Origin of the sequence: Massilia sp. LXY-6 (assembly GCF_051233485.1) — a bacterium.
GTDB lineage: Bacteria > Pseudomonadota > Gammaproteobacteria > Burkholderiales > Burkholderiaceae_D > Telluria.
The window spans coordinates 120,021-140,524 of record NZ_JBKFGF010000003.1; the positions used below are offsets into that span (position 1 = coordinate 120,021).

The following is a 20,504-nucleotide window of genomic DNA, read 5'->3' on the forward strand; positions in this document are numbered from 1 at the left end:
CGCGGGGACGACGTCGTTTACCGCTTAGTCGGCAGCGCCGGCTGCGCTTTCAGGTACCCCGTACCCAGCGAGCGGAACAATTCGAGCGGCACTGCATTGCCCATCGCCTGGTAGCCCAGGTCGTTCGGGTGCAGGTGGTCGCCGCTGTCATGGGCCGGCAGGAAGCGGGTCGGATGGGTGGGATCGCGGGTGACGCGGTCGAAGCCGATCACCGCATCAACTCGTCGCTCGAACGGATCCAGTTGTTGACCGCCTGCCGCACCACTTCCTTCTCCAGCGAATAGTAAGCGGCGCCTTCGAACGGCGTGAGCGTTGCGCCGACCACGGCAATGCCCCTCTCGTGGGCGCGGTCGAAGCGTTCCAGGATGTTGCGGCCGGCCAGCGAGCCTTCCGGCGGATTCGACAGCAGGCGCATTTACTTGCGCATTGATAGCGTTATCAGCAATTGTTGGCCGCCCTTCCACTTGGTGAGGGCATGCCGAGTGGCGTACAATTGACACTTATTTAACAGGCATTTCAACACTATGCGCGCTATCGAAATCACGCAATTCGGCAAGCCCGAAGTCCTGCAGCCCTGCGAGCGGCCACTGCCCGAATTGAAGGCCGGCGAAATCCTGATCCGTGTGATCGCCGCCGGCGTCAACCGTCCGGACGTTTTTCAGCGTATCGGCCAATACCCGGTGCCGCCGGGCGCGTCCGACCTGCCGGGCCTGGAAGTGGCCGGCGAGATCGTCGACGGCGAGCTCGGCACGAGCGGTTTCAACAAGGGCGACCTGGTGTGTGCCCTGGTGCAGGGCGGCGGTTATGCCGAGTACTGCGCGGCGCCGCTGGAGCAATGCCTGCCGGTGCCGAAGGGCCTGAGCCCGCTCGAAGCCGCCTCGCTGCCCGAGACCTTCTTTACCGTGTGGAGCAATGTGTTCCAGCGCGCCGCCCTCCAGCCGGGCGAGAGCCTGCTGGTGCAGGGCGGCAGCTCGGGCATCGGCGTCACCGCGATCCAGTTGGCCGCCGCCCTCGGCCACCGCGTGTTCGCCACCGCCGGCAGCGAGGATAAATGCCGGGCCTGCGAACGCCTCGGCGCCGAGCGCGCAATCGACTACAAGACCGAGGACTTTGCCGCCGTGGTGAAGGAGCTGACGGGCGGGAAGGGCGTCGACGTGGTGCTCGACATGGTCGGCGGCGATTACATCAAGCGCGAAATTTCCTGCCTGGCCGATGACGGCCGCATCGCCCTGATCGCGCTGCTCGGCGGCGCCCGCACCGAGGTCGACCTCGGCCAGGTGCTGCGGCGGCGCCTGACGATCACCGGCTCGACCCTGCGCCCGCGCCCGGTGTCCTTCAAGGCGCAAATCGCACGCGAATTGCGCGAACGCGTCTGGCCGCTCATCGAGGCCGGCAAGATCAGGCCGGTAATCCATCGCAGCTTCCCGCTCGAACAGGCGGCGCAAGCGCACGCGCTGATGGAGAGCAGCGCCCACGTCGGCAAGATCATGCTCGAGGTCGCCGCATAGGCGCGCACCCGAGCAACGAATACCCACAACTTTGGAAGCAACCATGAAAACCATGCATTTGGTCAGCCTTCGTTTGACCGCCCTTTCAACGACCGCTAAAATAGCGGGTTATTTGACCGTGAGGTTCTGATGCGGGCCAAGCTCATCGTAGGTAACTGGAAGATGAACGGCAGCCGTGCCGCAAACGCGGCCTTGCTGGATGGGATCGCCGCGGGCCTGGACGGCGCCAAGGCATCGATCGCCGTGTGCGTGCCGGCGCCTTATCTGCAGCAATGCGAAGATGCGCTGAAAGGCGGCCCGATCGCCTGGGGTGCGCAGGATGTCTCGGCCTACTCGGGCGGTGCCTACACGGGCGAAGTGTGCGCGAAGATGCTGTCGGACTTCGCCTGCCGCTACGTGATCGTCGGCCACTCGGAGCGCCGCGCCTACCATGGCGAGAGCAGCGAGCTGGTGGCGAAGAAGGCGCAGGCGGCACTGGGCGAAGGACTGACCCCGATCGTCTGCGTCGGTGAAACGCTGGAGCAGCGCGAAGCGGGGCGGACCGTCGACGTGGTCGGCGCCCAGCTCGGCGCGGTGCTGGAGCTGCTGCCGGCCGAGGCGGTCGGCAAGATCGTGGTCGCCTACGAACCCGTGTGGGCGATCGGCACCGGCAGGACCGCGACGCCGGAGATGGCGCAGGAAGTGCACGCCCAGCTGCGCGCCCAACTGCGGGCCCGCGCCGGCTCCGCGGCGGATGGCGTGGCCATCCTGTACGGCGGCAGCATGAAGCCGGAGAATGCGCATGAACTGCTGGCGCAGCCCGACATCGATGGCGGCTTGATCGGCGGGGCGGCGTTGAAGGCGCAGGATTTTCTGGCTATTATTCACGCCACCTGATCATGCCGCCCGAATAAGAATTTGCAACGTAGTTAACCTTGGAATGGAATAATAATGAACGTGTTGTTCAATCTGATCGTTGTTCTGCAGGTCGTGTCCGCGCTGACCATCATCGGTCTCGTGCTCGTCCAGCACGGTAAGGGTGCCGATATGGGCGCCGCCTTCGGTTCCGGCGCGTCCGGCAGCCTGTTCGGCGCCAGCGGTTCTTCGAACTTCCTGTCGAAGTCGACCGCGGTGGCCGCAGCGATCTTCTTCGCCTCGACCCTGGCGCTGGCCTACTTCGGCACCAACCGTCCGGCGGCCAGCGTGGGCGGCGGCGTGATGGAGCGTACGCCGGTACCGGCCGCTCCGGCGAACAATGCGGGCAATGCCGTTCCGAACACGGTGCCGGCGGCTCCTGGTGCAGCTGCGCCTGCGGCCCCGGCTCCGGCCGCGACCCAGGACGTGCCGGGCGCCGCTCCGGCCGCTCCGGCTCCGGCCAAGTAATTCGGCCAGCTAAGGCAGGCTCCCGGTCCACCCCGTAAAAGTGGACCCCTCCGTGCAGGCTTGTGCGGGGTGGTGTAGTATCGGTGGGTTCTCTCCGCCAGTAAGCCCTGGCGGCTTCTCGATCCGCCAGGCTGTGAATACAGCGAAAAGCAAGTTGAGAAATTCAGTAAACTTCCTTGTATAAACGCAATTTGGGCATTGAAAAAAGGTGCTTAGACAGGGTAGAATACTGGTCTCCAGCCGACGTGGTGAAATTGGTAGACACGCTATCTTGAGGGGGTAGTGGCGCAAGCTGTGCGAGTTCGAGTCTCGCCGTCGGCACCAAGATACAGAAGCCAGCTAGGGCGCATGGACTCCGCTCCTTGCCTTTAGCTGGCTTTTTTACGAGGATCATGAGGACTTCAGAAAGCGTTGCGAGCGATAGTTCGCAGCAGCTTTCTGAGGTTCTCAGTCGTACGATCCTGGTGGTAGGCCCCAAGCCAGGATTGCGCGATGCGGTGCTGCAGTCATGCAGTGTTTTCATCAACCGATCGTTCAAAAAGGCTTTCCTGCTGTGAACCTCGAGAATTACTTCCCCGTCCTTTTGTTCCTCCTTGTCGGTATCGGCGTTGGTGTCGCTCCACAAGTCCTCGGCCGCATCATTGCGCCGCACCGTCCCGACGCCGCCAAGCTGTCGCCGTACGAATGCGGTTTCGAAGCATTCGAAGATGCGCGCATGAAATTCGACGTCCGGTACTACCTGGTCGCGATCCTGTTTATTTTGTTTGATCTGGAAACGGCATTCTTCTTCCCATGGGGCGTCTCGATACGCGAACTGGGCTGGCCCGCGTTCGTCACGATGATGGTCTTCATCGCCGAATTCGTCGTCGGTTTCTGGTACATCTGGAAGAAAGGTGCCCTTGATTGGGAATAAGCCATGGCTATTGAAGGCGTTTTAAACGAAGGTTTTGTTACCACTACAGCCGATAAGCTGATCAACTGGGCCCGTACCGGCTCGATGTGGCCGATGACATTCGGCTTGGCTTGCTGCGCAGTCGAGATGATGCACGCCGGCGCCGCCCGCTACGACCTCGACCGCTTCGGCGTCGTGTTCCGTCCGTCCCCGCGCCAATCCGACGTGATGATCGTCGCCGGCACCCTGTGCAACAAGATGGCGCCGGCACTGCGCAAGGTCTACGACCAGATGGCCGAGCCGCGCTGGGTCATCTCGATGGGCTCCTGCGCCAACGGCGGCGGCTACTACCACTACTCCTACTCGGTCGTGCGCGGCTGCGACCGCATCGTGCCGGTCGACGTCTATGTCCCGGGCTGCCCGCCGACCGCCGAAGCTCTGCTGTACGGCATCATCCAGCTGCAGAACAAGATCAAGCGCACGAACACCATCGCGCGATAAGAGAACCTGCCGAATTAAATCATGACGACAAAACTCGAAGTCCTTGAGCTCGCCCTGAAGAATGCGCTCGGCGAGCGCGCCGCCATTTCGTCGGCGCTCGGCGAAGTCACCGTGGTGGTCAAGGCCGCCGACTACCTCTCCGCGATGCAGGCCCTGCGCGACGATGCCTCCCTGCGCTTTGAAGAAATGATCGACCTGTGCGGCGTCGACTACCTGAACTACGGCGAAGGCGCCTGGGATGGCCTGCGCTTCGCGGTGGTGGTCCACCTGCTGTCGATCGAGCACAACTGGCGCGTGCGCGTCCGCGTGTTCTGCCCGGACGACGACATGCCGCTGGTGTCCTCGATCACCGGCATCTGGCGCAACGCCAACTGGTTCGAGCGCGAAGCGTTCGACCTGTTCGGCATCCTGTTCGAAGGTCATGGCGACCTGCGCCGCATCCTGACCGACTATGGCTTCATCGGCCACCCGTTCCGCAAGGACTTCCCGATTTCGGGCTACGTCGAGATGCGCTACGACCCCGAGCAGAAGCGCGTGATCTACCAACCCGTGACGATCGAGCCGCGTGAAAACATTCCGCGCGTGATCCGCGAAGAAACCTACGGGATGAAATAATGGCTGAGCTTAAGAATTACACCCTGAACTTTGGTCCGCAGCACCCGGCAGCGCACGGCGTGCTGCGCCTCGTGCTGGAGCTGGACGGCGAGGTGATCCAGCGCGCCGACCCGCACATCGGCCTGCTGCACCGCGGCACCGAGAAGCTGGCCGAAACCCGCACCTACCTGCAGTCGGTGCCGTACATGGACCGCCTCGACTACGTCTCGATGATGTGCAACGAGCACGGCTATGTGCTGGCGATCGAGAAGCTGCTGGGCATCGAAGCGCCGATCCGCGCGCAGTACATCCGTGTGATGTTCGACGAGATCACGCGTATCCTAAACCATCTTATGTGGTTGGGCGCGCACGCATTGGACATCGGTGCCATGGGCCCCTTCCTGTACGCCTTCCGCGACCGCGAAGACCTGTTCGACGTCTATGAAGCGGTGTCGGGCGCGCGCATGCACGCGGCCTACTACCGCCCGGGCGGCGTGTACCGCGACCTGCCGGACGCCATGCCGAAACACAGGCCGTCGCTGGTGCGCAGCCAGCGCGCCGTGGACGAGCTGAACGAGATCCGCCAGGGTTCGGTGCTCGACTTCATCGACGGCTTCACCAAGCGCTTCGACGGCTACGTGGACGAGTACGAGACCCTGCTGACCGACAACCGTATCTGGAAACAGCGTACCGTCGGCATCGGCGTGGTGACCCCGGAAGACGCGAAGGCAATGGGCTTCTCGGGCGCCATGCTGCGCGGCTCGGGCATCGCCTGGGACCTGCGCAAGACCCAGCCGTACGCCGTGTACGACAAGATGGACTTCGACATCCCGGTCGGCACCAATGGTGACTCCTACGACCGCTACCTGGTCCGCATCGAAGAGCTGCGCCAGTCCAACCGCATCGTCAAGCAGTGCGTCGCCTGGCTGGCTGCGAACCCGGGCCCGGTCATGATCGACAACAACAAGATCGCGCCGCCCTCGCGCGTCGACATGAAGTCGAACATGGAATCGCTGATCCACCACTTCAAGCTGTTCACCGAAGGCTTCCACGTGCCACCGGGCGAGGCCTATGCCGCGGTCGAGCACCCGAAGGGCGAGTTCGGCATCTACATCGTGTCGGACGGCGCCAACAAGCCCTACCGCCTGAAGATCCGTACCCCCGACTATGTGCACCTGCAGAGCCTGGATGAGATGGCGCGCGGCCACATGATCGCCGATGCCGTGACCATCATCGGTACGCAAGACATCGTGTTCGGCTCGATTGACCGCTGAGTGGACAAAGAGCGTCCGATAAGGAAGAGAAAAAATGTTATCTGAGCAGTGCTTACAAAAGATCGACCGCGAGCTGGCGAAATATCCGGCAGACCAGCGTCAATCGGCCGTGATGGCCGCGCTGGCCCACGCGCAGGTCGAAAAGGGATGGCTGTCGCCGGAAACGATGCAGGAAGTCGCCGACTACATCGGCATGCCTGCCATCGCCGTGCAGGAAGTGGCCACCTTCTACAACATGTACAACCTGAAGCCCGTCGGCAAGCACAAGATTACCGTCTGCACCAACCTGCCGTGCGCCCTGTCGGGTGGCGAGCGGGCCGGCCAGCGCATCAAGGATGCCCTCGGGATCGACTACCGCGGCACCACCGAAGACGGGCAGTTCACCCTGCTCGAAGGCGAATGCATGGGCGCCTGCGGCGACGCGCCGGTGATGCTGGTGAATAACCACCGCATGTGCTCGTTCATGAACGACGACAAGATCGACGCCCTGCTGGAGGAACTGAACAAATGACCAGCCTGCACGACCGCCACATCAATCCGCTGATCCTGAAGGACCTGAACGGCGACAACTGGCACCTGGCCGACTACGTCAAGCGTGGCGGCTACTCGGCCCTGCGCAAGATCCTGGAAGAGGGCATCACGCCCGAGCAGATCATCGCCGACCTGAAGACCTCCGGCCTGCGCGGCCGCGGCGGCGCGGGTTTCCCGACCGGCCTGAAGTGGAGCTTCATGCCGCGCCAGTTCCCGGGCCAGAAATACCTCGTCTGCAACACCGACGAAGGCGAGCCGGGCACGTTCAAGGACCGCGACATCATCCGCTACAACCCGCACGCGCTGATCGAAGGCATGGCCATTGGCGCCTACGCGATGGGCATCACCGTGGGCTACAACTACATCCACGGCGAGATCTTCCAGGAATACCTGCGCTTCGAAGAGGCGCTGGAAGAGGCGCGCGCCGCCGGCTTCCTGGGCGATAACATCATGGGTTCGCAGTTCTCGTTCCAGCTGCACGCGCACCACGGCTACGGCGCCTATATCTGCGGCGAAGAAACCGCGCTGCTGGAGTCGCTGGAAGGCAAGAAGGGCCAGCCGCGCTTCAAGCCGCCGTTCCCGGCCTCGTTCGGCCTGTACGGCAAGCCGACCACGATCAACAACACCGAGACCTTCGCAGCCGTCCCGTTCATCCTGAACATCGGCCCCGAGAATTACCTCGGCATGGGCAAGCCGAACAACGGCGGTTCGAAGATCTTTTCGATCTCGGGCGACGTCGAGCGTCCGGGTAACTACGAAGTCCCGCTCGGCACGCCGTTCGCCAAGCTGATGGAGTTGGCCGGCGGCATGCGCGGCGGCAAGAAGATCAAGGCCGTGATCCCGGGCGGTTCGTCGGCGCCGGTCATCCGCGGCGAAGTCATGATGGACACCGACCTGGACTACGACTCGATCGCCAAGGCCGGTTCGATGCTCGGTTCGGGCGCCGTGATCGTCATGGACGAGACCCGCTGCATGGTCAAGTCGCTGCTGCGCCTGTCCTACTTCTACTACGAGGAATCGTGCGGCCAGTGCACCCCGTGCCGTGAAGGCACCGGCTGGATGTACCGCATGGTCCACCGTATCGAGCACGGCCAGGGCCGTCCGGAAGACATGGACCTGCTGAACAACATCGCTTTCAACATCAAGGGCCGCACCATCTGCGCCCTCGGTGACGCTGCGGCGATGCCGGTGGAAGCGATGATCAAGAACTTCCGCGAGGAATTCGAATATCACATCGAGCACAAGCATTGCCTCGTGCCCGCATACCTTTAAACCAGGTCAGGTAACGATCAAATGGTTGAAATTGAATTAGACGGCAAGAAAGTAGAAGTCCCGCCAGGTTCCATGGTGATGGACGCCGCGAACAAACTGGGAACCTACATCCCGCACTTCTGCTATCACAAGAAACTGTCGATCGCAGCGAACTGCCGCATGTGTCTGGTGGAAGTGGAAAAGGCACCGAAGCCGATGCCGGCCTGCGCGACCCCGGTCTCGCCCGGCATGATCGTGCGCACCCACAGCGACAAGGCGGTGCAGGCACAGAAGTCGGTGATGGAGTTCCTCCTCATTAACCACCCGCTGGATTGCCCGATCTGCGACCAGGGCGGCGAATGCCAGCTGCAGGACCTCGCGGTCGGCTACGGCAAGAGCGGCTCGCGCTACAGCGAAGAAAAGCGCGTCGTGACCCCGAAGGAAGCCGGTCCGCTGATCTCGATGGAAGAGATGAGCCGCTGCATCCAGTGCACCCGTTGCGTGCGCTTCGGCCAGGAAGTGGCCGGCGTGATGGAATTCGGCATGGTCGGCCGCGGCGAGCACTCGGAGATCACCACCTTCGTCGGCAAGACCGTCGACTCCGAAGTGTCGGGCAACATGATCGACCTGTGCCCGGTGGGTGCGTTGACGTCGAAACCGTTCCGCTACTCGGCACGTCCGTGGGAACTGCAGCGCCGCCGCTCGATCTCCCCGCACGACTCGCTCGGCACCAACCTGATCGTCCAGGTCAAGGGCGGCAAGGTGATGCGCGTGCTGCCGCTGGAGAACGAACACGTCAACGAATGCTGGCTGTCGGACAAGGACCGCTTCGCGTACGAGTCGCTGGACAACGCCGATCGCCTGGTCAATCCGATGATCAAGCAGGACGGCAAGTGGATCGACACCGACTGGCAGACCGCGCTGGAATACGTGGCCCACGGCCTGCGTAACATCCGCCACGAGCACGGCGCCGACAGCATCGCCGCCGTCGCCACGCCGCACTCGACCGTCGAAGAACTGTACCTGCTGCAGAAAGCCATGCGCGGCTTCGGCATCGAGAACGTCGACTTCCGCCTGCGCCAGAGCGACTTCGCGCTGGACGGCGCCGTCATCCCGCACCTGGGGATGCCGATCGCCGAGCTGTCGACGCTCAAGCGCGTGCTGGTCGTCGGCTCCTTCCTGCGCAAGGACCACCCGCTGGCCGCGACCCGCCTGCGCGCCGCCGTCAAGTCGGGCGCCAAGCTGTCGATCGTCCACGGTGCGGACGACGACAACCTGATCCCGACCAACGGCCGCATCATCGCCGCCCCGTCGGACTGGCTGGCCGCGCTGTCGGATATCGCCGTCGCCGTCGCCGCCGCCAAGAGCATCGCAGCCCCGGCCGGCTTCGAAGGCATCGATGCTTCCGACGTTGCAAAAGCCATCGCCGCGACGCTGGTGGTCGAGAACGCCGCGGATCTGCCGGGCGCCGTCCTGCTGGGTAACGCCGCCGCACAGCATCCGCAAGCATCGCAGCTGCATGCCGTCGCCCAGTGGATCGCCGAGCAGACCGGCGCCAAGTTCGGCTACTTCGTCGACGCCGCCAACACCGTCGGCGGCTACCTCGTGAATGCTGTCTCGAACAACGCGGCGAACCTGTTCGCGCAGCCGAAGAAAGCCTACGTGCTGCTGAACGCCGAGCCGGAACTGGATGCCGCCAACCCGCAGCAAGCCATCCGTGCCCTTGCCGGCGCCGAGATGGTCGTCGCGATGTCGGCCTTCAAGCACGGCATGGACTACGCCGACGTGCTGCTGCCGATCGCGCCGTTCAGCGAGACCGCCGGTACCTTCGTCAACTGCGAAGGCCGTGCACAGAGCTTCAACGGCACCGTCAAGCCGCTGGGCGAGACCCGTCCGGCCTGGAAAGTGCTGCGCGTGCTGGGCAACCTGCTGGGCTTGTCGGGCTTCGATTACGAGAATTCGGAATCGATCCGCGACGAAGCGCTGGGCAAGGGCGCTACCTCCCTCTCTAGCAAGCTGAACAACGTCGCCAGGCTGGCGCCGACCGCGGCCAGGTATGCCGTGCCGAAGGAAGGCGAGCTCAAGCTGGAGCGCCTGGCCGACGTGCCGATCTACTTCGCCGACGCCATCGCGCGCCGTTCGGAGCCGCTGCTGCGCACCGCCGACGCCCAGGCCCCGCTGGCCAGCATTTCGGCCAAGCTGGCCGAGGTGCTGGGCGTGAAGGCCGGCGACATGGTGACCGTGCAGCAAGGGGAGGGCAGTGCGACCCTGGTCGCCGCCATCGATGCGCGCCTGCCGGCGAACGTCGTGCGCGTGGCCGCCGCTCACCAGCTGACCTCGTCGCTGGGCGCCATGTTCGGTCCGATTTCGATTGAAAAGGCTTAAAAAATGTCGATGCCTGATGTACTCAATAGTTTTTATACAGGCGGCGAGAGCCTGGTAGGTCCGACCGTCTGGACCTTTGCCTGGACGCTGCTCAAGATCGTCGTCATCGTCGCCCCGCTGATGGGCCTGGTGGCTTACCTGACGCTGTGGGAGCGCAAGCTGATCGGCTGGATCCAGATCCGCGTCGGCCCGAACCGCGTCGGTCCGATCGGGCTGCTGCAGCCGCTCGCCGACGGCGTCAAGCTGCTGCTCAAGGAAATCGTGATCCCGGCCAAGGCCAACTCGTCGCTGTTCGTGATCGGCCCGATCATGACCATCATGCCGGCGCTGGCTGCCTGGTCGGTGATTCCCTTCGGCCCGGAAGCGGCGCTGGCCAACGTCAACGCCGGCCTGTTGCTGCTGCTGGCGATCACCTCGATGGAGGTGTACGGCATCATCATCGCAGGCTGGGCGTCGAACTCGAAGTATTCGTTCATGGGTGCGATGCGCGCCTCGGCCCAGATGATCTCGTACGAGATCCCGATGGGCTTCGTGATGGTCGTGATCCTGATGGTGTCGGGCAGCCTGAACTTTTCCGACATCGTCGGTGCGCAGACCCGCGGCCACTTCGCCGGCATGGGCCTGAACCTGCTGTCGTGGAACTGGCTGCCGCTGCTGCCGCTGTTCGTCATCTATCTCACCTCCGGCCTGGCCGAGTGCAACCGCCACCCGTTCGACGTGGTGGAAGGCGAATCGGAAATCGTGGCCGGCCACATGGTCGAGTACTCCGGCATGTCGTACGCGATGTTCATGCTGGCCGAATACGCCAACATGATCCTGGTCGCGACGCTGGCATCGATCATGTTCCTGGGCGGCTGGTCGGCTCCGTTCTCCTTCCTGGAATTCGGCGCGCTGGGCGGCTTCTTCTGGCTGTTCGCGAAGGCCTTCCTGGTCGTGTCGCTGTTCATCTGGGTGCGCGGTACCTTCCCGCGTTACCGCTATGACCAGATCATGCGCCTGGGCTGGAAAGTGTTCATCCCGCTCACCCTGGTATGGCTGGTCCTGGTCGCTGCCGTGATGCAGACGCCGTGGAACATTTGGAAGTAAGGAAGCGCTGAAATGACTCGAGTAAAAGATTTCCTCGGCAGCCTGATGCTGACCGAGCTATTCAAGGGCCTGGCCCTGACCGGCAAGTATGCGCTGTCGCGCAAGATCACCGTGCAGTACCCGGAAGAAAAGACCCCGATCTCGCCGCGTTTCCGCGGCCTGCACGCGCTGCGCCGCTACCCCAACGGGGAAGAGCGCTGCATCGCCTGCAAGCTGTGCGAAGCGGTATGCCCGGCAATGGCGATCACGATCGAATCGGCACAGCGCGAGGACGGCACCCGCCGCACCACGCGCTATGACATCGACCTGACCAAGTGCATCTTCTGCGGCTTCTGCGAAGAATCCTGCCCGGTCGATTCGATCGTCGAGACCCAGGTGCTGGAATACCACGGCGAAAAGCGTGGCGACCTGTACTACACCAAGGAGATGCTCCTGGCCGTGGGTGACCGCTACGAAAATGATATTGCAGCTGCTCGCGAAGCAGATGCCAAATATCGTTAATCCCGCTAATAACAAGAGGGCTCCTGCGTAAGTCATGGAATTCACAACTGTTCTGTTCTACGTGTTCTCGGCGATCATGATCGTCGCCGGGTTACGCGTCATTACCGCCAAGAACCCGGTTCACGCCGCGCTGTTCCTGGTGCTCGCGTTTTTCAACGCCGCCGGTATCTGGATGCTGCTGAAGGCCGAGTTCCTCGCCATCGTGCTGGTGCTGGTCTATGTCGGCGCCGTGATGGTGCTGTTCCTGTTCGTCGTCATGATGCTCGACATTAACGTCGACCGCATGCGCGAAGGCTTCTGGGGCTATCTCCCGGTCGCCTCGGCGATCGGCGCCCTGATCGTGCTGGAGATGGCCGCCGTCCTGTGGCGCGGCTTCCTCGGCACCGCCGAAGCACCGCTCGAGTCCGCCGTCGGCCACATCGGCGGCACCAAGGAGCTGGGCAAGCTGATCTATACCCAGTACATCTACGGCTTCGAGATCGCCGGCCTGATCCTGCTGGTGGCGATCATCGCCGCCGTCGCGCTGACCCTGCGCAAGCGCAAGGACACCAAAGCCATCGACCCGGCCCTGGCCGTCAGCGTCAAGCGTAACGACCGCCTGCGCATCGTGAAGATGCAGGCAATCGACCAGAAGGCGATCGATGCCGCAGCCGTTGCCGCCGCAGCAGCGCAAGCCCAAGCGGCCGAAGCGAACACCAAGGAGACCCCATGACTTTATCGCTCGCTCATTACCTGATCCTGGGCGCGATCCTGTTCGCGATCTCGGTGGTCGGTATTTTCCTGAACCGGAAGAACATCATCATCCTGCTGATGGCCATCGAACTGATGCTGCTGGCAGTGAACCTGAACTTTGTTGCGTTCTCGCATTATCTGGGCGACGCGGCCGGGCAGATCTTCGTGTTCTTCATCCTGACTGTCGCGGCCGCCGAATCGGCGATCGGCCTGGCGATCCTGGTGGTCCTGTTCCGTAACCTGGACACGATCAACGTGGAAGACCTCGACAGCCTGAAGGGCTAAGCGGTTTGTCTGTCAACTCCTCGATAAATAAGACATAAGGTTCAATATGGCGGGGCAAATTAACCCTAACCTCTTGCTGGTGGTGCCACTCGCACCACTCGCGGGCTCGGCGATCGCCGGCCTGCTCGGCACCAAGTTCTTCGGGAACGTCGTCGGCCGCAAGGTGTCGCATACCGCGACCATCGCGGGCGTCTTCATCGCCATGGTCATCTCGATCATGACGCTGATGAACGTGCTGGACGGCGCTACCTTCAACGGCGACGTCTACACCTGGATGACCATCGGCAGCATGAAGATGACGGTCGGCTTCCAGATCGACGCGCTGTCCGCAATGATGATGTGCGTGGTGACCTCGGTGTCGCTGATGGTCCACATCTACACGATCGGCTACATGGCCGAGGATGAAGGCTACAACCGCTTCTTCTCGTACATCTCGCTGTTCACCTTCTCGATGCTGATGCTGGTCATGTCCAACAACTTCCTGCAGCTGTTCTTCGGCTGGGAAGCGGTGGGCCTGGTCTCGTACCTGCTGATCGGCTTCTGGTACACCCGTCCGACGGCGATCTTCGCGAACATGAAGGCCTTCCTGGTCAACCGCGTCGGCGACTTCGGCTTCATCCTGGGTATCGGCCTGCTGCTGGCCGCGACCGGCACGATGAACTACGGCGAGACCTTCGCCAAGGCCGGCGCGCTGTCCGCGATGACCGTGCCGGGCACCACCTGGCCGCTGCTGACCGCCGCCTGCATCTGCCTGTTCATCGGCGCGATGGGCAAGTCGGCGCAGTTCCCGCTGCACGTCTGGCTGCCGGACTCGATGGAAGGCCCGACCCCGATCTCGGCACTGATCCACGCGGCCACCATGGTGACCGCCGGTATCTTCATGGTGACGCGCATGTCGCCGCTGTTCGAGCTGTCGGACACCGCGCTGTCCTTCATCATCGTGATCGGTTCGATCACCGCGCTGTTCATGGGCTTCCTGGGCATCATCCAGAACGACATCAAGCGCGTGGTCGCTTACTCGACCCTGTCACAGCTGGGCTACATGACCGTCGCCTTGGGCGTGTCGGCGTATAACGTGGCCGTGTTCCACCTGATGACCCACGCCTTCTTCAAGGCCCTGCTGTTCCTCGGCGCCGGTTCGGTCATCATCGGTATGCACCACGACCAGGACATGCGCAACATGGGCGGCCTACGCAAGTACATGCCGATCACCTGGATCACCTCGCTGCTCGGCTCGCTGGCCCTGATCGGTACCCCGTTCTTCGCGGGCTACTACTCGAAGGACTCGATCATCGAGGCCGTGCACGAGTCCCACCTGTGGGGTTCGGGCTTCGCCTACTTCGCGGTCGTGGCCGGCGTGTTCATCACCGCCTTCTACTCCTTCCGCATGTACTTCCTGGTGTTCCACGGTGAAGAGCGTTTCGGCAAGGCGCATGCGCATGACCACGGCCATGCTCACCATGACGACCACGCCCACAACGGCGAAGGCAAGGATCCGCACGCGCTGCACGATTCGGATGCGCACCACGAGGAAGAGGAAGACGACCACGGCCACCACGGCCTGGCCCCGGGCCAGAAGCCGCACGAGTCGCCGCTGGTCGTGACCCTGCCGCTGATCCTGCTGGCGATCCCGTCGGTCATCATCGGTTTCTTCGCGATCGAGCCGATGCTGTACGGTGGCTTCTTCAAGAACGTCATCTTCATCGGCGAGAACCACCCGGCGATCGAAGAGATGGGCAAGGAGTTCCACGGTGCCCTGGCGATGGGCCTGCACGGCTTCACCGCGCTGCCGTTCTGGCTGGCCCTGGCCGGTGTCGTTGCCGCCTACTACTGCTACATGATCAATCCGCGCGTGCCGGCCTGGTTCTATGCCAAGCTGCGTCCGATCCACACTCTGCTGGACAACAAGTACTACATGGACAAGTTCAACGAGGTGGTCTTCGCCGGCGGCGCACGCGGCGTGGGCAAGGCCTTGTGGCAGGTGGGTGACCGCGTCCTGATCGACGGCCTGGTCGTCAACGGTTCCGCCAAGCTGGTGGGCTGGTTCTCGACCGTCGTTCGTACGTTCCAGACTGGTTACATCTACCACTATGCGTTCGTGATGATCCTGGGCGTGCTGGGTACGCTGCTGTACTTCTTCCCGTTCTGGCACGCTTAATCAGAGAGAAAAACAAGATGCAGTCCACGATTTCCTCCTACCCGTATCTCAGCCTCTCGGTCTGGCTTCCGATCATTTTCGGTGTGATCGTGCTGGCCGTCGGCCGTGACAGCAAGGCGGGCTTCACCCGCGTGCTGTCGCTGATCGGCGCGGTGGTCAGCTTCCTGCCGACCATCCCGCTGATGTCGAGCTTCAGCAATACCGCCCATGGCCCCCAATTCGTCGAAAAGGCGGCCTGGATCGCTCGCTTCAACATCAACTACTACCTGGGCATCGACGGCCTGAGCCTCTGGTTCGTGCCGCTGACCGCCTTCATCACCATCATCGTGGTGATCTCCGCCTGGCAAGTGATCGAGGAACGCGTCGCCCAGTACATGGGCTCCTTCCTGATGCTGTCGGGCCTGATGATCGGCGTGTTCGTCGCGCTCGACGGCCTGCTGTTCTACTTCTTCTTCGAAGCTACCCTGATCCCGATGTTCATCATCATCGGCGTGTTCGGCGGCCCGAACCGTGTGTACGCGGCATTCAAGTTCTTCCTGTACACCTTCATGGGTTCGCTGCTGACCCTGATCGCGATCATTTACCTGTACAACCGTTCGGGCGGCTCGTTCGACATCCTGGCATGGCACGCGCAAAAGCTCACCATGAAGGAACAGGTCCTGATCTTCCTGGCCTTCCTGATGGCCTTCGCCGTCAAGGTCCCGATGTTCCCGGTGCACACCTGGCTGCCGGACGCCCACGTGGAAGCGCCGACCGGCGGTTCGGTGGTGCTGGCCGCGATCATGCTGAAGCTGGGCGGCTACGGCTTCCTGCGGTTCTCGCTGCCGATCGCCCCGGACGCCTCGCACTACCTGGCGCCGCTGATCATCGTGCTGTCCCTGACCGCCGTGATCTACATCGGCCTGGTGGCGATGGTCCAGAAGGACATGAAGAAACTGGTGGCCTATTCGTCGATCGCCCACATGGGCTTCGTCACCCTCGGCTTCTTCATCTTCAACGAGATCGGCGTGCAGGGCGGTATCGTCCAGATGGTCTCGCACGGCTTCGTGTCGGGCGCCATGTTCCTGTGCATCGGCGTGCTGTACGACCGCATGCACTCGCGTGAAATCGCCGACTACGGTGGCGTCGTGAACCGCATGCCGAAGTTCGCCGCCTTCTCGGTCCTGTTCGCGATGGCCAACTGCGGCCTGCCGGCGACCTCGGGCTTCGTGGGCGAATTCATGGTGATCCTGGGCGCGGTGCAGTTCAACTTCTGGACCGGCCTGCTGGCCGCCACCGCTCTGATCCTGGGCGCCGCCTACTCGCTGTGGATGGTCAAGCGCGTCGTGTTCGGCAAGATCGGCAACAAGCACGTGGCCGAACTGACCGACCTGAACGGCCGTGAATTCTTCATGCTGGGCGTGCTGGCGATCCTGACCATCTACATGGGCCTGTATCCGGCACCGTTCACCGATTCGATGCAAGTCTCGGTGGCCGACCTGCTGCAGCACGTGTCGGTCAGCAAACTGCCGGTGGCGCATTTAGCCGGAAACTAAACAGATATGAATCCGATGATTAACACTACTGTCTCGGTGGCGTCCATTAACATGGCGCCGCTGTCCGCGGAAATCTTCCTAGTGATCGCGTCCTGCGCGATCCTCCTGATCGACATGTTCCTGAAGGAAGGGAAGCGGAACATCACCTACGTCCTGTCGCTGCTCACCCTGGTGGGCTGCGCGGTGATCACGTATGCCGACTTCAATGCCGGCACCACGACCTACACCTTCTTCAACATGTTCGTGTCGGACCCGATGGCGAACCTGCTGAAGCTGTTCACCTACCTGGCCGTCGGCATCACCCTGGTGTACTCGCGCCAGTACTCCGGCGACCGCGGCATGATGTCCGGTAACATGGGCGGCGAGTTCTACGTGCTCGCGCTGTTCACCATGCTGGGTCAGATGATCATGATCTCCGGCAACAACATGCTGCCGATCTACCTGGGCCTGGAACTGATGTCGCTGTCGCTGTATGCGCTGGTGGCAATGCGCCGCGACCACGCGACCTCGACCGAAGCCGCGATGAAGTACTTCATCCTGGGTTCGCTGGCCTCGGGCTTCATGCTCTACGGTATCTCGATGATCTACGGTGCCACCGGTTCGCTGGACATCACCACGATCGCCAAGCTGACCGCCGCCAACGCCGCCAACCACACCATCCTGGTGTTCGGCCTGGTGTTCGTGGTCGCCGGCATGGCCTTCAAGCTGGGCGCCGTGCCGTTCCACATGTGGGTGCCGGACGTCTACCAGGGCTCGCCGACCGGCGTGACCCTGCTGCTGGGTGCCGCGCCGAAGCTGGCCTCGTTCGCGATGATGATCCGCATCCTGGTCGAAGGCCTGCTGCCGATGGCCTTCGACTGGCAGCAGATGCTGCTGGCGCTGGCCGTGCTGTCGCTGGCCGTGGGTAACCTGACCGCGATCTCCCAGTCGAACATCAAGCGCATGCTGGCTTACTCGACCATCGCCCAGCTCGGCTTCGTCCTGCTCGGCATGATGGCCGGCGTGACCAACGGCAGCGCCGCCAACGCGGCCCCGGCCTACAGCGCCGCGATGTACTACACCATCACCTACGTGCTGACCACCCTAGGCAGCTTCGGCCTGGTGATGATGCTGGCGCGCTCGGGCTTCGAAGCGGAAGAAATCTCCGACTTCAAGGGCCTGGCCAAGCGCAGCCCGTGGTACGCCGTGGTCATGACCGTCCTGATGTTCTCGCTGGCCGGGGTGCCGCCGATGATGGGCTTCATGGCAAAGTGGGCGGTCCTGCAGTCAGTGGTCGCGACCGGCCAGTACTGGCTGGCGATCGTCGCCGTCATGTTCTCGCTGATCGGCGCCTTCTACTACCTGCGCGTGGTGAAGACCATCTGGTTCGACGCCGTAGCGGATGCCTCGCCGATCGTGACCCCGCTCGACATGCGCGTGGCACTGTCGCTGAACGGCGTGCTGGTGGTGGTGCTGGGCGTGATGCCGGGCGCACTGCTGCAGGCTTGCCTGAGCGCCATGACCCAGACCCTGGGTTCGTAACAGCCTGTGGACCTGTCCCTGGCAACCTGGTTGGTGATCGCGGTCGCGATCGCGTTCGCCAACCTGCCTTTCCTGAACGAGAGCGTGTTCGGCTTCATTCCCATGAAGCCAGCGCAGGGCAGGGCGCACACGAAGTTGTTCGGCGTGCGCCTTCTCGAGTTGTTTGTTTTATACTTCGTCGTCGGCGGACTCGCCCATTTGCTCGAATCCCGGATCGGTAACGCGTTCCCCCAAACCTGGGAATTCTATGCAATCACGGCTTGCATGTTTGTCGTGCTGGCCTTTCCGGGTTTCGTTTTACGATACCTGCGCAAGCGCCGGAACTGAGCACCCGCGTCCATGGCGCCGGTGCCTGTCGAATAATGAAGTAACACCGGAGCATCAACCATGGATTCCCACCTGAGAGAAACCCGCATCGACGGCGAACTGGCCTACGATGGCCACTTCCTCAAAGTCACGCGCGACCGCATCAAGCTGCCCGACGGCTCCGAGAGCCAGCGCGAATTCATCCGCCACCCCGGCGCGGTCGTGATCCTGCCGCTGCTGTCCGATGGCCGCGTGCTGCTGGAGCGCCAGTTCCGCTATCCGAACGACCGCGTCTTCATCGAGTTCCCGGCCGGGAAGATCGATCCCGGCGAGGAAGCGCTGGCCACCGCCAAGCGCGAACTCGAAGAGGAAACCGGCTACACCGCCACGGAGTGGCACTTCGTCTGCACCATCCACAACGCGATCGCGTATTCGGACGAACACCTCGACATCTTCCTGGCGCGCGACCTGACCCAGGGCGAAGCCAAGCTGGACGACGGCGAGTTCCTCGAGCTCTTCACGGCCACCATCCCCGAACTGCTGGAGATGGTGCGGCGCGGCGAGATCACCGACGTGAAGACCATCATCGGCAGCTTCTGGCTCGAGAAATTCGCCGCCGGTACCTGGACTCCCACCTGAGATGCCGACCTCGGTGCCGCTGTGGCCGCTGCTCGGGCTGAGCCTGCCCCTCTGCCTGCTGATGGCGGCGGGGACGGCGGCCGCCACGCCGCTCGAGGCGCGCTGCGAAGCCGGCCTCGACGGCGCCGGCCGGCGCCCCGCGGTCCGCGTCGAGGCGCATGACGCCGGCTACCGCGTCGACAACAGCCTGTCCTACCGCGCCCTCACGCGGATCAAGCGCGAGCACGCCGGCGACGTCGTGCTGGGCCTCACGCGCGCCGAGTCGCGGGTGGCGATCAGCGTCGAAGGCAGCATCGCCGCCGACGCGGACAGCGGCGTGGAATGCATGTTGCCGCAGGTGGCGGTGAGCCTGTCCTACCTGCCGATCGTGGTCTATGTCGGCAGCGAGTTCGCGCCGGGCACCTGCGCGTACCGCGAGATACTTGCGCATGAGATGCGCCATCTCAAAGCCTATGTCGAGTACCTGCCGAAAGTGGAAAGCAAGGTGCGCGCTTCGCTGGCGAGCCGTTTCGATGGCCGTCCCGTGCTCGCGCCGCAGGGCCAGGCGCTGGCGCGCGTGCAGGCCGAACTCGACGGACGCTGGATGCCCTTCATCAAGGGCGAGATGGGGAAAGCCAAGGCGCTGCAGGCGAGTATCGACAGCCCGGGAGAGTACGCGCGTCTCAGCAAAGTTTGCGAAGGTGAGGTACAGTCTCTTATTGGATCGACAAGACGATCCCGTTCATAACAAGCTCATAAATGAATCAAGCACCACGTTACTTTGCCTTAATTCCCGCCGCGGGCGTCGGCGCGCGCATGGGCGCGGGCAGCCCCAAGCAGTACCTGAAGATCGGCGGCAAGCCGATGCTTCGCCACACCCTCGACGCCTTCCAGTCGAGCGACCTGATCGCGCATACCTTCGTGGTGGTGAGCCCGGACGATCCGTATATCGACGCGGTCGCCCCGAACCACGGCGTGACGGTGCTGCGCTGCGGTGGCGCGAGCCGCATGGAGTCGGTGCGCAACGGCCTGGCCGTGCTGGCGAATACGCTGGCGCCGACCGACTGGGTGCTGGTGCACGATGCCGCCCGTCCCGGCCTGACCGCCGCGCTGATCGAGAAACTGATCAGCGCGACCGGGGAACACCCGGTCGGCGGCCTGCTGGGCCTGCCGGTGGTCGACACGGTCAAGCGCTGCATCGAGGGCGAAGCCTGCGGCACCATCCCGCGCAACGGCCTGTGGCTGGCGCAGACGCCGCAGATGTTCCGCTACCGCCTGCTGCGCGAAGCGCTGACGGCAGCGACCGATCCGAACTCGATTACCGATGACGCCAGCGCGGTTGAAGCCCTGGGATTGACCCCCAAGTTAGTCGAAGGACATCCCCGCAACCTGAAAGTGACGCTGCCGGACGACATCCGGATTGCCGAGTTGTACCTGGCAGTGTCCCAACCCGAACTCGTGTAA

General features: G+C 63.1%; 23 protein-coding genes and 1 tRNA gene. 22 read left to right on the forward strand and 2 right to left on the reverse strand.

The features are described from left to right. Window positions 1-17 precede the first annotated feature (17 nt). Window positions 18-212: a hypothetical protein gene (locus ACI48D_RS02185; protein ID WP_435569568.1), complete on the reverse strand. Its 195-nt coding sequence runs from the start codon at window positions 210-212 to the stop codon at window positions 18-20. After that, a complete protein-coding gene (locus ACI48D_RS02190; protein ID WP_435569569.1) occupies window positions 209-415 on the reverse strand; it encodes a hypothetical protein in 207 nt (68 codons plus the stop codon). Before ACI48D_RS02190 ends, ACI48D_RS02185 begins: the two co-directional genes overlap by 4 nt. A 109-nt stretch (window positions 416-524) precedes the next feature. On the opposite strand from ACI48D_RS02190, the gene ACI48D_RS02195 reads away from it, so the two are divergent. From ACI48D_RS02195 to ispD, 22 genes are all read left to right on the forward strand, one after another. Further along, entirely contained in the window at window positions 525-1,508 is a 984-nt protein-coding gene (locus tag ACI48D_RS02195; protein WP_435569570.1) for an NAD(P)H-quinone oxidoreductase, read from the forward strand. Between the two features lie 129 nt (window positions 1,509-1,637). Next, the gene (gene tpiA / locus ACI48D_RS02200; RefSeq protein WP_435569571.1) at window positions 1,638-2,384 is read left to right on the forward strand and encodes a triose-phosphate isomerase; all 747 of its coding nucleotides are present in this window, start codon (window positions 1,638-1,640) and stop codon (window positions 2,382-2,384) included. Between the two features lie 54 nt (window positions 2,385-2,438). After that, the gene (secG, locus tag ACI48D_RS02205) at window positions 2,439-2,870 is read left to right on the forward strand and encodes a preprotein translocase subunit SecG (RefSeq protein WP_435569572.1); all 432 of its coding nucleotides are present in this window, start codon (window positions 2,439-2,441) and stop codon (window positions 2,868-2,870) included. A 239-nt stretch (window positions 2,871-3,109) separates the two neighbouring features. Further along, window positions 3,110-3,194 (forward strand) — tRNA-Leu (locus ACI48D_RS02210). 229 nt (window positions 3,195-3,423) lie between these two features. Continuing rightward, complete coding sequence (locus ACI48D_RS02215) at window positions 3,424-3,783, forward strand: NADH-quinone oxidoreductase subunit A (RefSeq protein ID WP_435569573.1); 360 nt, start codon at window positions 3,424-3,426, stop codon at window positions 3,781-3,783. Window positions 3,784-3,786: 3 nt separating this feature from the next. Beyond that, entirely contained in the window at window positions 3,787-4,263 is a 477-nt protein-coding gene (locus ACI48D_RS02220) for a NuoB/complex I 20 kDa subunit family protein (RefSeq protein ID WP_135190173.1), read from the forward strand. 21 nt (window positions 4,264-4,284) lie between these two features. Next, a complete protein-coding gene (locus ACI48D_RS02225; RefSeq protein WP_435569574.1) occupies window positions 4,285-4,878 on the forward strand; it encodes an NADH-quinone oxidoreductase subunit C in 594 nt (197 codons plus the stop codon). Then, the gene (locus ACI48D_RS02230) at window positions 4,878-6,131 is read left to right on the forward strand and encodes an NADH-quinone oxidoreductase subunit D (protein ID WP_435569575.1); all 1,254 of its coding nucleotides are present in this window, start codon (window positions 4,878-4,880) and stop codon (window positions 6,129-6,131) included. Before ACI48D_RS02225 ends, ACI48D_RS02230 begins: the two co-directional genes overlap by 1 nt. A gap of 34 nt (window positions 6,132-6,165) precedes the next feature. Beyond that, entirely contained in the window at window positions 6,166-6,642 is a 477-nt protein-coding gene (gene nuoE / locus ACI48D_RS02235) for an NADH-quinone oxidoreductase subunit NuoE (protein WP_435569576.1), read from the forward strand. Beyond that, window positions 6,639-7,934, forward strand: coding sequence for an NADH-quinone oxidoreductase subunit NuoF (gene nuoF, locus ACI48D_RS02240; RefSeq protein ID WP_435569577.1), 1,296 nt, complete (start codon window positions 6,639-6,641; stop codon window positions 7,932-7,934). The genes nuoE and nuoF overlap by 4 nt, the downstream gene beginning before the upstream one ends. A gap of 21 nt (window positions 7,935-7,955) precedes the next feature. Next, window positions 7,956-10,298, forward strand: a complete 2,343-nt coding sequence (gene nuoG, locus ACI48D_RS02245; protein ID WP_435569578.1) for an NADH-quinone oxidoreductase subunit NuoG — start codon at window positions 7,956-7,958, stop codon at window positions 10,296-10,298. A gap of 3 nt (window positions 10,299-10,301) precedes the next feature. Beyond that, complete coding sequence (gene nuoH / locus ACI48D_RS02250) at window positions 10,302-11,384, forward strand: NADH-quinone oxidoreductase subunit NuoH (protein WP_435569579.1); 1,083 nt, start codon at window positions 10,302-10,304, stop codon at window positions 11,382-11,384. A 12-nt stretch (window positions 11,385-11,396) separates the two neighbouring features. Beyond that, on the forward strand, window positions 11,397-11,885 hold the full coding sequence (gene nuoI / locus ACI48D_RS02255) for an NADH-quinone oxidoreductase subunit NuoI (RefSeq protein ID WP_435569580.1): 489 nt from the start codon (window positions 11,397-11,399) through the stop codon (window positions 11,883-11,885). Between the two features lie 34 nt (window positions 11,886-11,919). After that, window positions 11,920-12,597, forward strand: coding sequence for an NADH-quinone oxidoreductase subunit J (locus tag ACI48D_RS02260; protein WP_435569581.1), 678 nt, complete (start codon window positions 11,920-11,922; stop codon window positions 12,595-12,597). Then, window positions 12,594-12,902: an NADH-quinone oxidoreductase subunit NuoK gene (gene nuoK / locus ACI48D_RS02265; protein WP_036168632.1), complete on the forward strand. Its 309-nt coding sequence runs from the start codon at window positions 12,594-12,596 to the stop codon at window positions 12,900-12,902. The genes ACI48D_RS02260 and nuoK overlap by 4 nt, the downstream gene beginning before the upstream one ends. 46 nt (window positions 12,903-12,948) lie before the next feature. Beyond that, the gene (gene nuoL, locus ACI48D_RS02270; RefSeq protein WP_435569582.1) at window positions 12,949-15,060 is read left to right on the forward strand and encodes an NADH-quinone oxidoreductase subunit L; all 2,112 of its coding nucleotides are present in this window, start codon (window positions 12,949-12,951) and stop codon (window positions 15,058-15,060) included. A gap of 17 nt (window positions 15,061-15,077) precedes the next feature. Beyond that, on the forward strand, window positions 15,078-16,595 hold the full coding sequence (locus tag ACI48D_RS02275) for an NADH-quinone oxidoreductase subunit M (RefSeq protein WP_435569583.1): 1,518 nt from the start codon (window positions 15,078-15,080) through the stop codon (window positions 16,593-16,595). Between the two features lie 6 nt (window positions 16,596-16,601). After that, a complete protein-coding gene (gene nuoN, locus ACI48D_RS02280) occupies window positions 16,602-18,116 on the forward strand; it encodes an NADH-quinone oxidoreductase subunit NuoN (RefSeq protein WP_435569584.1) in 1,515 nt (504 codons plus the stop codon). Between the two features lie 6 nt (window positions 18,117-18,122). After that, on the forward strand, window positions 18,123-18,443 hold the full coding sequence (locus ACI48D_RS02285) for a DUF2818 family protein (RefSeq protein WP_435569585.1): 321 nt from the start codon (window positions 18,123-18,125) through the stop codon (window positions 18,441-18,443). Between the two features lie 60 nt (window positions 18,444-18,503). Next, window positions 18,504-19,061 (forward strand): NUDIX domain-containing protein, encoded by a 558-nt coding sequence (locus ACI48D_RS02290; protein WP_435569586.1) that lies wholly within the window; start codon window positions 18,504-18,506, stop codon window positions 19,059-19,061. Between the two features lies 1 nt (window position 19,062). Further along, on the forward strand, window positions 19,063-19,788 hold the full coding sequence (locus ACI48D_RS02295) for a hypothetical protein (RefSeq protein ID WP_435569587.1): 726 nt from the start codon (window positions 19,063-19,065) through the stop codon (window positions 19,786-19,788). Between the two features lie 11 nt (window positions 19,789-19,799). Further along, entirely contained in the window at window positions 19,800-20,504 is a 705-nt protein-coding gene (ispD, locus tag ACI48D_RS02300) for a 2-C-methyl-D-erythritol 4-phosphate cytidylyltransferase (RefSeq protein WP_435569588.1), read from the forward strand.